The organism is Martelella sp. NC20 (genome assembly GCF_013459645.1).
Lineage (GTDB): Bacteria > Pseudomonadota > Alphaproteobacteria > Rhizobiales > Rhizobiaceae > Martelella.
The window spans coordinates 1,459,358-1,471,563 of the sequence record NZ_CP054861.1 but is presented as its reverse complement, the minus strand read 5'-3'; the positions used below and the strand labels follow the sequence as shown (position 1 = coordinate 1,471,563).

Below are 12,206 nucleotides of genomic sequence, written 5' to 3'. Positions count from 1 at the left end.
CCTCCCTCAGTTCAGGTCCACGACCTTGCCATTGATCTGCACATGGCCGGAGGCGGTGAAGTTGAATTTGGTGCCGGTGATCGTGACATTGCCTTCCTTGTCCATGATCAGCCGGGATTTACCGACCTTGATGATCAGCTCCTCTCCGACATTGATGGTGTGGGTGTGGCCGACGGAGGTGTTCTTGTAGGCGCCGATCTGTTCGGTCGAAGCCAGGCCGACGGTGGTGGACTGGAATTTTTCGACAAGCGTTGCCAGAACGCCGGAAAGCGGCATTGCCGATGACAAGATATCGCCGGCCGCAGCGGCTGTGGCCTGCTGTTCGCCGCCCGCCTGCATGAAGTGGTTGCCGGCGCCCTTGAAGGCGGCATTGCCGCCAAGCACCGCGCCCTCGGATAACGCACTTGCCGCAGCCAGCGCACTTGCGAATGCGCCGATCGCATCGATGCCGGTGGCCGAGGATCCGATCCGGCTTTCTGATTTTCACCGTTCCCGATCGCGCCAAAGTCGAGGCGCTCGTGGCAGCGGATCCGTTCGCCGTCGCGGGTCTCATCGAGAACGTGACGATCACCGAATGGGACCCGCTCTTCGGTGCTTTCGCGGCGGAGCCCTCCGGGCATCTGCCCGGGCTACCAGCGCCTTTGCCGATGGAGGTCTGACCGATGCGCGAATTCTATGAACTCACGACACTGGCGTTTCCACTTCTCTCTGCCTCGGAGGTTGCGAAGGCTGCGCGGGTCTGGATCTCGATGCCCGATGCCGCCGGCACCCTCTTGGGTTGCTGGCGCACGGAGATTGGCCCACTCGGACGCATGCTGATCTTGCGCCGCTTCGATGATGCCGGCGCCCTGCGACGGGAGCGGCATCGCGCGCTATCGAGTGCCAATCCGTTCAACGCCGGCGGCGTGGTAACAGCGCTGGAGATGGACAGCTACAGCCCCTTTCCCTTCCTGCCGCCGGCGCGAGCCGCCGCCCATGATGCGGTCTACGAGTTCCGTACCTACAAGCTAAAGCCAGGCGGTCTTCCGCCGACGCTCGCCGGCTGGGAAGCCGCGATCGCGCCGGCCCGGGACTACACGGCACACCTGATGATCAACATGTATGCGCTCGATGGGTCGCCCCGGATCACCCACGTCTGGGGGGTTCGACAGCCTCGCACAGCGCGCAGCGTTGCGGACCGCCGCCTACTCCGCGGGAATCTGGCCGCCGAAGGGCGGCCCGGAAAACATCATCGAGGCGATTTCGGTCATTGCACTGCCTGAGGGCGAGTGAGCTATACTCTTGGTGGTGATGCGGCGGCGGCAGTCGGCGGCTATATCGCACTATAGAGGGCAATCGACGGGGTTTGGCGGGCCACGCCCGACGATGATGAGCACACTATGTCTACGCTGTAGACCTCTAACGCCGCACGACGTGACTTTCGGAGCTTGTACCAGCGGTTCTGCCAGTTGCCGAATGAACTTGGTCTGGTGGATAGCTGTCCGTCCGGTAGGGAGCTGGCAACGTCAGCTTGGCGCCCTCGAAGCGGACTTTCGGTGGTGACGCTTGTCCCGACAATCATTGCCTTCAGGTTGTAGGAGCGGAAATCGGAGAAGCTTTAGATCACCGTGGGGACAGCGCCACGGAAGCAATTCGTGGGCGCAGAACGATGATGCTCCGGCTTCGAAGGGCGTCCTGAGATCGAACTCAAAGCCAATCGTTTTGCGCAAGCCATGAGCAACAGATTGTAGGTATCGGCCGGTCCTTGACATTCGTTCGCTACCTTGCGATAATTGCAAGGTAGCGAACGAACTAAAAAGGGCCCGCGCGGCATGCAGGACGAACATCTGACAGTGGGGGCATGGACAAAGCGATGCTACTTTGCGGGGCGGGCCCTGATGGACGCGACACTGCGACCATACGATCTGGGTTCGACGCAGTGGTACGTTCTCTGGCATCTCGCAAATTCCGGTCCGACGGTGCAGCGCGATCTCGGGCGGGCGCTTGAGCTGGAACGGGCGACATTGAGCGGCATCATCGCCACGCTCGTTCGCAAAGGTCTGGTCCAGCAGACCTCGGATGGAGAAGACCAGCGCCAGCGTCTTCTGACACTCACGAGTTCGGGTGAGGCCCTGTGGCGCGATCTTCCGGACCTCTCGTTTATTCACCAGGCTGCTTTTGACGGCATTGCCGAGACGGATCTGGCCACGACGATCCGCGTCCTTCGTTTGGCGACCGAGCGGCTACAGACCCTCTCACGAAGGGCATGAGCTCATGACAATCCTGATAACTGGAGCGACAGGTCTTGTCGGCGAGCGGCTTGTTCCGCGGTTGGTGGAAGCAGGCCTTGATTGCCGGCTGCTGCTGCGGACAGGGAAAACCTGCCCCCCGGGCGCAACGGCCGTGACTGGCGATATTCTCGACCCTTCGACGCTGTCGGAAGCTGTTCGGGGTGTTTCGGCGATTGTGCACCTGGCCGCCGTCTTTCGCAGCCCGGATACGGATTTGATCTGGAGGAGTAACCTGGAGGGCACCCGCAATCTGATCGCCGCCGTGCAAGCTGATGCACCTGACGCTCGCTTCATCATGGCGAGCACGTCGAATGTCTATAACAGGAACTCCACCCAGCCCGGCCAGGAGACGGATAGCGTCGAGCCGGAACAAGCCTACCCCGCCAGCAAGGTCGCAGCCGAAAAACTGCTGCGCGAGAGTGGCTTGAACTGGTCGATCTTGCGGTTCCCGTTCGTTTATGGCGACGGGGACGGCCACCTGGAGATGCTGCCAAAGCATCTGGTCGCCTCCGGCTTCCATCCCGCCAATCGGATGAGCACGATACATCATCGCGATATTGCGACGGCGACGAGATTGGCGCTGGCAGGCGCCTTCGATGGCCGGATCGTTAACATATCCGATGAAGCGCCGACGACGGTGTATGAACTGGTAGGACTTGTGGGCCACCAAATGGAACCGTCGGCAGAGGCAATGCAAAATCCCTGGTATCTCCATGTCGATGCATCGCTAGCGCGGAGCCTTGGTTTCCGGCCGACCGTGAGGACGGTTCATCAGGCCGCAGAGCAAGGAATGATGTGAGGATAGCCTAGTGGAAGAAGCCAGGCTGCCCCTCATCTACCGCGACTATATCGCCTGCCTCAACGAGCGCGACTGGACGAAACTGGGCGAATTTGTCGACAGCGATGTTGCGCATAATGGCCGTGAACTCGGGTTGGCCGGCTACCGGGGTATGCTCGAGCGGAACGTCCGAGACATTCCCGATCTGCGTTTCGAAACGGACTTGCTGGTCGTTCAACCGCCGCAGATCGGCAGCCGTTTGAAGTTTGATTGCAGGCCAATCGGATCGTTCTTTGACCTGCCGATCAATGGTCTCCGCGTGATCTTTTACGAGAATGTCTTCTATCGTTTCGATCGGGGCTGCATCGTCCAAGTGTGGTCGATTGTGGACAAAGCGGCGATTGAAGCCCAGCTTGGGGCGTGACAGCGGCTGCGTGAGAGCTCCTCTCCGGCCTTGGGATCGACGCGCCACATCACACTGCGCCAGGCCATCCCGAGCTACGTCGACCGACTGCTCAGGCCGAGAAGCTGCCATGGCCTCAGTGGGGCGTGAATGACCGCGATTGGGTCGAAAGACGCCGCACTCCCTGCCCGGGCGGGCAAGTATCGAACAATAGCGCGGAAACGGCGGTTCATTATACCGCACGGTGGCGTGCGGTAATCGGCGGCAATATCGCGCCATGGAGGGCCATCGGCGGCGTATGGCGGGCCACACCCGATGAAGATGAGCACTACGTCTACGCTATAGCCCTCTAATGCCGCCTTGGGTTGCCATCCGAGCGGCGTCCGAGCGGCCAACCACGACCGGCCTGCGCCACACGGCTAAAATTCGTCGAGAGCTTCCATCACTAGCTCCGCGGTGATCGCGCTGCTGTATTGCTGCTGACCGGTGATCAGGCGACCGTCGCGGACAGTGAACGGCTCGTTGGCGCCCCGGCAGAGGAAGCTGGTGCCGGCGATGCCCGCCGCCTCGCTCTGGATCGTGTAGTTGTTCAGCGTCATGCCGAACGCGGTGTTAACCTCCTTTTCCTCCTCGTCGGTGAAGCCCGTCCATTTCTTGCCCATCGCCGCCTTGGCCTCAGCGAACAGCTTCTCCACCGCGCCGGCTGTGGTGAGGTCGCCCTGGAACGCGAAGGCGTCCGCGCCCGCCGCCTTGATCGCGGCCACCGTGTCGTCGGCGGCCGGCTTGGTGGCGCTGGTGTTGTAGTGGACGGCGATTGCCTTGGCGCCCTGCGCGGCGAGATCGCGCGCGATCAGCCTGCCGAGATTCTTCGCGCCGCCCGCGATGAGGACGGTTTTTCCCTTGATGCTATGATCGGTCATTGGTGTGGCCTCCTTCGATTGCCGGCGGCCACCCGAACGGCCGCTTCCTGTACGGCACCATATCGTCTATAGTTTGGTCATAAAGACGCTCATTCTGACATCACCTGTCAGAAATGCAGACCAATCAAGTAGACTTAGGCGCCCTTGGACCGCATCGATCTCTTCCGCACCTTTGCCCGCGTCGTCGAATGCGCGAGCTTCACCCGCGCCGCAGACACGCTCATCGGTATCGGCTGCGGTGATAGAGTTCGAAGCACGGGTCGGCGCCCGCCTACTTCACCGCACCACGCGAAAAGTCTCGCCGACCCAGGACGGCGCGGCCTTTTACGAACGCTGCCTGCGGCTAATCGCCGATGTCGAAGAAACCGAGGGCCTATTCCGGCAGACTTCGGTCGGGCCGAGCGGTAGCCTCCGGATCGACGTACCGGGTCGGATCGGACGTCTCATCGTCGCGCCAGCCCTGCCGGAGTTCCTCGCCCGTCATCCTCAGCTCGACATTGAGCTGCGCGTCACCGACCGCGCGATCAATCTCGTCGAGGAGAGCGTCGACTGCGTGCTGCGGGTAGGACCGCTCGGTGATTCCGGTCTCATCGCCCGCAAGATCGGCGACTTGCCGCTTATCAATGTCGCCAGCCCCGGCTATCTCGCCCACTACGGCGTACCGGTCACGCCCGGCGATCTCGCGGCGCATCTCGCCGTCAATTATGCCTCCCCATCGACCGGGCGCGTCGAAGATTGGGAGTGGATAGAGCATGGCGAGATGCGAATGCTGCCTATGCGCAGCCGCGTCACCGTCAACAGCGCCGAGGCCTGTACGCCTGCTGCCTTGCCGGCCTTGGCCTGATCCAGATCCCAGCCTATGACGTCAAACTCCACCTCGCCGCGGGCGAACTCGTCGAGGTGATGCTCGGTCATCGGGCGGAGCCGATGCCCATGACACTGCTCTATCCGCACCGTCAGCATCTATCTCGGAGGCTTCAAGTCTTTGCAGACTGGCTTGAGCAGCTCCTGAAACGGGAGATTCTGTAGGCAACTGGCAGGCTGCCGAGCCGCCTTGCTGCGGTGTGTATCAGCAGGCGGGGGATCGAGTCGGAACCCTCGTTGGAAGTCTGTGCGGTTATCGGCGGCGTTTGCGTAGGCATAGCGAAGAATATCGCGCCATAGCGTAGAATCGGCGGGGCTGGCGGGCCGGGAGAGAATCGAACTCCCTAGCCTCGCATTCCATCAAAACAGAAGGTGGTGCGGGTGGCCGGGGTCGAACCGGCACTCCTCTCGGAACTGGATTTTGAATCCAGCGCGTCTACCAATTCCACCACACCCGCACATTTGCCGCCGATTCCAGCCGTCGCTCTCTGCACCTATACTGCACCTAGCTCGATTTTTGAACTCCGGCGGCTTAAACTCCTATCTCTATAACCTACTGAACCTACGTCTCTTTCGGCCCGTCGCAAAAACTGTGGATTGGTAGACAAACCACTTTTTGAGTCAGGCGCGTCTACCAGTTCCGCCAAAGGGGCCCTTTGCCTTGTCTGAAGGCAGGCCTCGCGGAATATAAGGAGATCGGGACCGTCGTCAACACGCTTCTGACGCCGGGAGCGCACAAATTTGCGTCATGCGGCCAGTCAGTGATGGACATGACGGGCCGAAAACAGCATTCTCCCGCCGACCCGCTGAGCCAATCAAACCCCGGACCCTCCATGCTGCGCAGACTTTACAACTGGACGCTTTCGCTCGCCGGCAAGCGCAATGCCGAAGGCGTTCTTTTCGGAATATCGTTTGCCGAGAGTTCGTTCTTTCCGATCCCGCCGGATGTGCTGTTGATCCCGATGGTGATTGCCCGGCCGGCAAAATGGTTCCGGATCGCGCTGATCTGCACCCTGGCATCTATCCTCGGCGCGATCGCCGGCTATCTGATCGGCATGTTCCTGTTCGAGCAGGTTGCCCGGCCGATCCTCGATTTCTACGGCAAGCAGCACTCCTTCGACCGGATCGCCGAATGGTACAACAGATGGGGCGGCTGGGGCGTGCTGTTCGCCGCCATCACGCCGTTTCCCTACAAGGTGCTGACGATCTTTTCCGGCGCCACGGGCCTGAATTTCGGCATTTTCCTTCTCGTCAGCGTGATCGGACGCTCGTTCCGCTTTTTCCTGGTCGCCTGGCTGCTCAACCGTTACGGCCCGCCGATCCGCGATTTCATCGAGAAATATCTCGGTCTTCTTTTCACCGTATTCGTCATTCTTCTGGCGGGTGGGTTCTATCTCGTCAAATACGTGTTCTAAGAGGGTTCATGACCGCGCGTTCTTTCTCCCGCATCCCGATCAGCCTGACGCTGTCAACGCTCGCCATGGCCGTCACGGTCGGGGCGGCGCTCGGCTTCGAGCATCTCGGCAGCTATATCCCCTGCCACCTCTGCCTTCTCGAGCGTAACCCTTATTATATCGGCGTACCGGTCGGCATTGTCGGCCTGCTCGCGTGGCGCTTCCGCCTGCCGCGCCTGATCGCACGGCTGGCGCTCGTCGTCATCGCCGGGCTGATGGTCTGGGGCATGGGGATGGGCGTCTATCACGCAGGCGTCGAATGGCACTGGTGGGCGGGGCCGTCCGATTGCTCCGGCTCGCTTGCCGGCGTGACCACCGATGCGATGGACCTGCTCGGCGATCTCAACCGCGTGACCGGCCCGAAATGCGACGAGGCGGCGCTGCGCGTGCTCGGCCTTTCCTTCGCCGGCTGGAACGTGGTAGCAAGTCTGGTAATCGCGGCGATCGCGCTCTGGGGCGCGCGCGGGAAATAGAGCGTCGGGCGAAAAAGTGGTTACCGGTTTTTCGTTAACCCGACGCGTCAAAAGAAAGAATCAAGCGCCTCAGGCAGCGCCGATCCGCAGGAAATCGTGGAAGTGGACGATCCCCAGGGGGCGATTGTCCTGATCGACCACCATCAGCGCCGAAATATTGTGCTTCTGCAACAGCGCCATCGCGGCGGAGACCAGCATGGTCTTGCCCACCGTCTTCGGCGCCGAGGTCATCACGTCTTCCACGACGAGCCGGCTCATGTCACGGGCAAGATTGCGGGCGAGATCGCCGTCGGTGATGATGCCGGCCAGCCGGCCCTCGTCCGTCAACACGCCGACACAGCCGAAACGACGCCGGGAAAGCACCATGATCGCCTCCGGCAGCGGCGTACCGGCCGGCACCAGCGGCACGTCCTCGCCGACATGCATGATATCGGCGACATGGGAGAGCAGGGCGCCGAGCTTGCCGCCCGGATGATAGATCTTGAAATCGACCGCGGAAAAGCCGCGCGCCTCCAGAAGCGCGATCGCGAGCGCATCGCCCAGCGCAAGCTGCATCGTGGTCGAGGTCGTGGGTGCCAGCCCGTGCGGACAGGCCTCCTCCGCCTTCGGCAGATCGAGCACGATATCCGCCGCCAGCGCCAGCGAGGATTGGCGGCCCGAGGTGAGCGCGATCAACGGAATAGCAAAACGCCGCGTATAGGCGACAAGGGCCGTCAACTCGCTGCTCTCCCCGCTCCAGGACAGCGCCAGCACGGCATCCTTCTGGGAAATCATTCCCATATCGCCGTGATTGGCCTCGGCGGGATGGACGAAAAAGGCGGGCGTGCCGGTGGAGGCAAAGGTTGCCGCGATCTTGGTGCCGACATGGCCGCTCTTGCCGACGCCCGAGACAATCACATGCCCCGCCGTCTGCTGCAGCAACGCCACGGCCTTTTCAAACGGCTCCGCGAGCCCGTTGCCGAGCGCCGCCGACAGCGCCTCGAGACCCTTGCGCTCGAAATCGAGCGTCCTCAGTCCCGAGCGGGCCGTCTCCCCCAAACCATTGTCATTCGCATCAACCATGCCACGCTGTTAGCGCCTTTGCGGAGCGCAATCAATAGATTGGTTGGGTGAGGCGCATTGGCAATGACGTGCATGGCGGCAATGGATCAAAATGAACGCGCCGCATATGCCAGCAAACAATGGACAAAATTGAGGTTTCGGAATTTGCGGCCTCGTCGGCCCAACCCACTGGCGTCATGCTCGGGCTTGACCCGAGCATCCATACTGCGCAAGTCACTGAGCACAGAGATAATTCTGAAGTTTACCTGCACCGGCCTGGATCCTCGGGTCAAGCCCGAGGATGACACAGAATGGGCTGGTCGTTTTGCCAAAATGGAGAATCTGCGATCCAGCCCTTGCCGCTATATCGCCGGCAGCGTTGTGCAGGCGCCCGTGAGCGGCCCGCCTGAGGTTACTTCAACGCCGCAATCAACGCCTTCAACTCGTTCTCCACCTTCGGACGAATGTCATCGCGCTTCAGGGCGAGCGCCACATTGGCGATGATGAAGCCTTCCTTGGAGCCGCAGTCGAATGTCTGGCCGTCAAACTTGTAGCCGTAGAAATCCTGCTCCCTGGCAAGCGTCAGCATGCCATCGGTAAGCTGGATCTCGTTGCCGGCGCCTCGGGCGGTCTTGCCCAGGATCGGGAAGATTTCCGGCTGCAGAATGTAGCGGCCATTGATGAAGTAATTCGACGGCGCAGTGCCCTTTTCCGGCTTCTCGACCATTTCGGTGATCCTGAACCCGCTGCCGATCGCCTCGCCGACGCCGACGATGCCGTATTTATGGGCAAGCTCGGGATCGCACTCCTCGACGGAGACGACGTTGCCGCCGGAGATTTCATAGACATCCATCATGCCCTTCAGGCACGGGGTCGTCGCATCCATCACCATGTCCGGCAGGATCAGCGCGAACGGATCGTGGCCGACAATCTCGCGCGCGCACCAGACCGCGTGGCCGAGGCCGTGCGGCTCCTGCTGGCGGGTGAAGGTGGAGGTGCCCGCCGTCGGCAGCAGGCTCGAAAGCAGGCTCAGCTCGGCATTCTTGTTGCGCGCCTTCAGCGTCGCTTCCAGCTCGTACTGGATATCGAAATAATCCTCGATGACGTTCTTGTTGCGACCGGTGACGAACACGAAATGCTCGATACCCGCCTCGATCGCCTCATCGACCACATACTGGATGATCGGCTTGTCAACGACCGGCAGCATTTCCTTCGGCACGACCTTGGTGGCGGGAAGAAACCGCGTTCCGAGACCCGCTACCGGAAGCACTGCCTTGCGAACCTTCTTATGCTGAGCCAAGCCGTTCTCCTCTATAGATAATAATCGAAAATGAATGAACTCTGGCAATATTGTTCAGGTCTAGCAAGAGACAAGGGGCAGCGCAATCAAGCCGCCGCCCCTTGCAAAAATTTATTGTCGTAAGTCAGCCCGTTGCCGGAACGGGTCTTGCGCATCACCGCGGCAGCAGCGTCTCACCCATCAGCGCTTCGTCAATGGCGCGCGCCGCCTGACGGCCCTCGCGGATTGCCCAGACTACCAGCGACTGGCCGCGGCGCACGTCGCCCGCCGTCCAGAACCTGTCGAGCGAGGTTTTGTAGTCGTTGTCGCCGGCCACGACGTTGACCGAGCCGCGCGCGTCGGTGTTGAGCGTGAGCCGGCCTTCGAGATCGGCGAGAACGCCGTCCTTGAACGGCCCCCGGAAGCCGATCGCGATGAAGGCGAGATCGGCCTTGATGACGAACTCGGTGCCGGGGATCGGCTTGCGCTTCTCGTCGACATGGCAGCATTTCACGCCGGTCAGAATGCCATCCTCGCCGACGAATTCCAGCGTCGCGACCTGGAACTCGCGCACCGCGCCCTCGGCCTGCGAGGACGAAGTGCGCATCTTGGTGGCCCAGAACGGCCAGACGGCGAGCTTGTCTTCTTTCTCCGGCGGCTGCGGACGGATGTCGAGCTGGGTGACCTTGACGGCGCCCTGGCGGAAAGCCGTGCCGACGCAGTCGGATGCGGTATCGCCGCCGCCAACGACGACGATATGCTTGCCGCCGGCCAGGATCGGCTCGGACGGCCAGCCGGTGCTTTCGATATTCTCGCGGCCGACGCGGCGGTTCTGCTGCACCAGGAACGGCATCGCATCATGGACGCCATGCAGTTCTTCGCCGCCGATGCCGGAAGCGCGCGGCGTTTCGGAGCCGCCGCAGTAAAGCACGGCGTCGTGCGCGGCAAGCAGTTGATCGACCGTGATATCGACGCCGACATTGACGCCGCAGTGAAATTCGACACCCTCGCCGCGCATCTGCTCGGCCCGCCGATCGATGAAGTTCTTCTCCATCTTGAAGTCGGGAATGCCGTAGCGCAGCAGTCCGCCGGGCTTGGATTCGCGCTCGTAGAGGTGAACCTCGTGGCCGGCGCGGCCAAGCTGCTGGGCAGCCGACATGCCGGCCGGCCCGGAGCCGATGACGGCGACCTTCCTGCCGGTCTTGGTGGTTGCCGGCTGCGGCACGATATAGCCCAGCTCATAGGCCTTGTCGGCAATCGCCTGCTCGACCGTCTTGATCGAGACCGGGATATCCTCGAGGTTCAGCGTGCAGGCTTCCTCGCATGGCGCGGGGCAGACGCGGCCGGTGAATTCCGGGAAGTTGTTGGTGGAATGCAGGTTGGCAATCGCCTCTTTCCAGTTGCCGTTATAGACCAGATCGTTCCAGTCCGGGATCTGGTTGTGGATCGGACAGCCGGTCGGGCCGTGGCAATAGGGAATGCCGCAATCCATGCAGCGGGCGGCCTGTTTCTGCACTTCAGGGTCCGACATCGGGATCGTGAATTCGCGGAAATGGCGGATGCGATCGGAGGCCGGCTGATACTTCGCGACCTGCCGGTCGATTTCCATGAAACCTGTAACTTTACCCATAGTATTCCCTGAACTACTCGATGACGACAGCGGTGCCCGAAACCGATACCATCAGCATGGTCCCGCGATCGGAGGTAATGTTTTCGTAGTCGAGATCGACCCCGACGACGGCATTCGCGCCAAGTTTTTCGGCCTGATGCTCCATTTCGGCATAGGCGGTTTCGCGCGCCTCGCGCAGCGAGCTTTCATAGGCCGCCGAACGCCCGCCGACGATATCGCGAATGCCGGCCATGAAGTCCCGGAAGATGTTGGTCCCGAGAATGGTCTCACCCGTGACGATGCCCTTATAGGCCACTATTTTGTGACCCTCGAGCGTGTTCGTGGTGGTTATCAGCATTGCGACACCTCGGTTTCAACCGGAGCCTTCCGGCTCATCCAAATTCTAATCACGTTCCCAGTTCTCGACCTTGAGGCCGGGAACCCGCTCAAATTCTCTCTCATTCGCCGTCACCACCACCGCATCAATCGCAAGCGCGTGGGCGGCGATCAGCATGTCCATGTCACCGATCGGCTGCCCGATCTGCCTAAGATGGTTCCTCAGCTCCGCGTAGCGGATATCGGCGGGCGGTTCCCACGGCAATATTTCAAATTGTGAGAGCACCCTTTCCATAAGCTCCGATAGTTCTTTTGATCCTCTTTTCACGACACCGTAGCGGAGCTCTGCTGCCACGATAAGACTAGTCTTAAGATCTCGCTTCTCGAGGCCCACCAACCGCTGCGCGATTTTTCCGGCTGGCCTGCGGATCATGTCCGAGATGGCATTCGTATCGAAAAGGTAGCTCACTCAGGTAAATCCAGATCAACCTCACGGGGCGGCAGGTCCTCGATTTCAGGGAGCTCCTCTCCCAACGGAGCCTTTGATCGCAGCCACTCAATCAGCTCCCGTGGCGTCATCTTCTTCTTTACCGGCTCGATCGTGATCAGGCCGCTCTCTTCCTGTCTGATGATGACCTCATCGCCCTCCAGCTCGAACTCGCTCGGAATTCGCACGGCGCGGCTGCGGCCATTCATGAAAATTCGGGACTTTTTTTCCTTGGTGATACGGTTCGACATTTCGGCCTCCACACCTGTGATATGACATTGTCATATCACAG

General features: G+C 61.2%; 14 protein-coding genes, 1 tRNA gene and 2 pseudogenes. 8 read left to right on the top strand and 9 right to left on the bottom strand.

Annotation, left to right across the window (positions count from 1 at the left end; translation table 11 throughout):
- Nucleotides 1–6 precede the first annotated feature (6 nt).
- Entirely contained in the window at nucleotides 7–384 is a 378-nt protein-coding gene (locus HQ843_RS07065; protein WP_180899180.1) for a hypothetical protein, read from the bottom strand.
- Between the two features lie 20 nt (nucleotides 385–404).
- On the opposite strand from HQ843_RS07065, the gene HQ843_RS07060 reads away from it, so the two are divergent.
- The 5 genes from HQ843_RS07060 (at nucleotide 405) to HQ843_RS07040 (ending at nucleotide 3,472) form a co-directional block, all read left to right on the top strand.
- Entirely contained in the window at nucleotides 405–659 is a 255-nt protein-coding gene (locus tag HQ843_RS07060; RefSeq protein WP_180899181.1) for a YciI family protein, read from the top strand.
- Between the two features lie 3 nt (nucleotides 660–662).
- Entirely contained in the window at nucleotides 663–1,262 is a 600-nt protein-coding gene (locus tag HQ843_RS07055) for an NIPSNAP family protein (protein ID WP_371822065.1), read from the top strand.
- A gap of 615 nt (nucleotides 1,263–1,877) precedes the next feature.
- A complete protein-coding gene (locus HQ843_RS07050) occupies nucleotides 1,878–2,249 on the top strand; it encodes a MarR family winged helix-turn-helix transcriptional regulator (protein ID WP_180899182.1) in 372 nt (123 codons plus the stop codon).
- A 4-nt stretch (nucleotides 2,250–2,253) separates the two neighbouring features.
- Complete coding sequence (locus HQ843_RS07045) at nucleotides 2,254–3,069, top strand: NAD-dependent epimerase/dehydratase family protein (protein WP_180899183.1); 816 nt, start codon at nucleotides 2,254–2,256, stop codon at nucleotides 3,067–3,069.
- A 10-nt stretch (nucleotides 3,070–3,079) separates the two neighbouring features.
- Nucleotides 3,080–3,472 (top strand): ester cyclase, encoded by a 393-nt coding sequence (locus HQ843_RS07040; RefSeq protein WP_180899184.1) that lies wholly within the window; start codon nucleotides 3,080–3,082, stop codon nucleotides 3,470–3,472.
- Nucleotides 3,473–4,104: 632 nt separating this feature from the next.
- Here the strand turns inward: HQ843_RS07040 and HQ843_RS29365 are convergent.
- Nucleotides 4,105–4,371: pseudogene (locus tag HQ843_RS29365) on the bottom strand (SDR family NAD(P)-dependent oxidoreductase); the annotation flags it as partial.
- Between the two features lie 144 nt (nucleotides 4,372–4,515).
- Between HQ843_RS29365 and HQ843_RS07030 the strand changes: the two are divergent.
- Nucleotides 4,516–5,400 (top strand): annotated as a pseudogene (locus tag HQ843_RS07030) (LysR family transcriptional regulator).
- A gap of 208 nt (nucleotides 5,401–5,608) precedes the next feature.
- On the opposite strand, the gene HQ843_RS07025 reads toward HQ843_RS07030, so the two are convergent.
- Nucleotides 5,609–5,693: transfer RNA gene (locus HQ843_RS07025), tRNA-Leu, on the bottom strand.
- A 375-nt stretch (nucleotides 5,694–6,068) separates the two neighbouring features.
- On the opposite strand from HQ843_RS07025, the gene HQ843_RS07020 reads away from it, so the two are divergent.
- Nucleotides 6,069–6,650: a YqaA family protein gene (locus tag HQ843_RS07020; RefSeq protein ID WP_180899186.1), complete on the top strand. Its 582-nt coding sequence runs from the start codon at nucleotides 6,069–6,071 to the stop codon at nucleotides 6,648–6,650.
- 8 nt (nucleotides 6,651–6,658) lie between these two features.
- Nucleotides 6,659–7,162, top strand: coding sequence for a disulfide bond formation protein B (locus tag HQ843_RS07015; RefSeq protein ID WP_180899187.1), 504 nt, complete (start codon nucleotides 6,659–6,661; stop codon nucleotides 7,160–7,162).
- Between the two features lie 69 nt (nucleotides 7,163–7,231).
- Here the strand turns inward: HQ843_RS07015 and HQ843_RS07010 are convergent, their stop codons facing one another.
- From HQ843_RS07010 to HQ843_RS06985, 6 genes are all read right to left on the bottom strand, one after another.
- Nucleotides 7,232–8,224, bottom strand: coding sequence for a KpsF/GutQ family sugar-phosphate isomerase (locus HQ843_RS07010; RefSeq protein WP_180899188.1), 993 nt, complete (start codon nucleotides 8,222–8,224; stop codon nucleotides 7,232–7,234).
- Between the two features lie 391 nt (nucleotides 8,225–8,615).
- On the bottom strand, nucleotides 8,616–9,503 hold the full coding sequence (gene galU, locus HQ843_RS07005) for a UTP--glucose-1-phosphate uridylyltransferase GalU (protein WP_180899189.1): 888 nt from the start codon (nucleotides 9,501–9,503) through the stop codon (nucleotides 8,616–8,618).
- A gap of 154 nt (nucleotides 9,504–9,657) precedes the next feature.
- Nucleotides 9,658–11,112, bottom strand: coding sequence for a glutamate synthase subunit beta (locus tag HQ843_RS07000; protein ID WP_180899190.1), 1,455 nt, complete (start codon nucleotides 11,110–11,112; stop codon nucleotides 9,658–9,660).
- A gap of 13 nt (nucleotides 11,113–11,125) precedes the next feature.
- The gene (locus HQ843_RS06995; RefSeq protein WP_180899191.1) at nucleotides 11,126–11,449 is read right to left on the bottom strand and encodes a heavy metal-binding domain-containing protein; all 324 of its coding nucleotides are present in this window, start codon (nucleotides 11,447–11,449) and stop codon (nucleotides 11,126–11,128) included.
- A gap of 45 nt (nucleotides 11,450–11,494) precedes the next feature.
- Entirely contained in the window at nucleotides 11,495–11,896 is a 402-nt protein-coding gene (locus HQ843_RS06990; RefSeq protein ID WP_180899192.1) for a type II toxin-antitoxin system VapC family toxin, read from the bottom strand.
- Nucleotides 11,893–12,165: an antitoxin gene (locus HQ843_RS06985; protein ID WP_180899193.1), complete on the bottom strand. Its 273-nt coding sequence runs from the start codon at nucleotides 12,163–12,165 to the stop codon at nucleotides 11,893–11,895. Before HQ843_RS06985 ends, HQ843_RS06990 begins: the two co-directional genes overlap by 4 nt.
- Nucleotides 12,166–12,206 lie beyond the last annotated feature (41 nt).

Excerpts from the sequence above, each read along its gene's own strand:
- HQ843_RS07045 (WP_180899183.1), top strand. The coding sequence starts at position 2,254 with ATGACAATCCTGATAACTGGAGCGACAGGTCTTGTCGGCGAGCGGCTT.
- HQ843_RS06985 (WP_180899193.1), bottom strand. The coding sequence starts at position 12,165 with ATGTCGAACCGTATCACCAAGGAAAAAAAGTCCCGAATTTTCATGAAT.
- HQ843_RS07000 (WP_180899190.1), bottom strand. The coding sequence starts at position 11,112 with ATGGGTAAAGTTACAGGTTTCATGGAAATCGACCGGCAGGTCGCGAAG.
- HQ843_RS07050 (WP_180899182.1), top strand. The coding sequence starts at position 1,878 with ATGGACGCGACACTGCGACCATACGATCTGGGTTCGACGCAGTGGTAC.
- HQ843_RS06995 (WP_180899191.1), bottom strand. The coding sequence starts at position 11,449 with ATGCTGATAACCACCACGAACACGCTCGAGGGTCACAAAATAGTGGCC.
- HQ843_RS07015 (WP_180899187.1), top strand. The coding sequence starts at position 6,659 with ATGACCGCGCGTTCTTTCTCCCGCATCCCGATCAGCCTGACGCTGTCA.
- HQ843_RS07055 (WP_371822065.1), top strand. The coding sequence starts at position 663 with ATGCGCGAATTCTATGAACTCACGACACTGGCGTTTCCACTTCTCTCT.
- HQ843_RS07020 (WP_180899186.1), top strand. The coding sequence starts at position 6,069 with ATGCTGCGCAGACTTTACAACTGGACGCTTTCGCTCGCCGGCAAGCGC.
- HQ843_RS07010 (WP_180899188.1), bottom strand. The coding sequence starts at position 8,224 with ATGGTTGATGCGAATGACAATGGTTTGGGGGAGACGGCCCGCTCGGGA.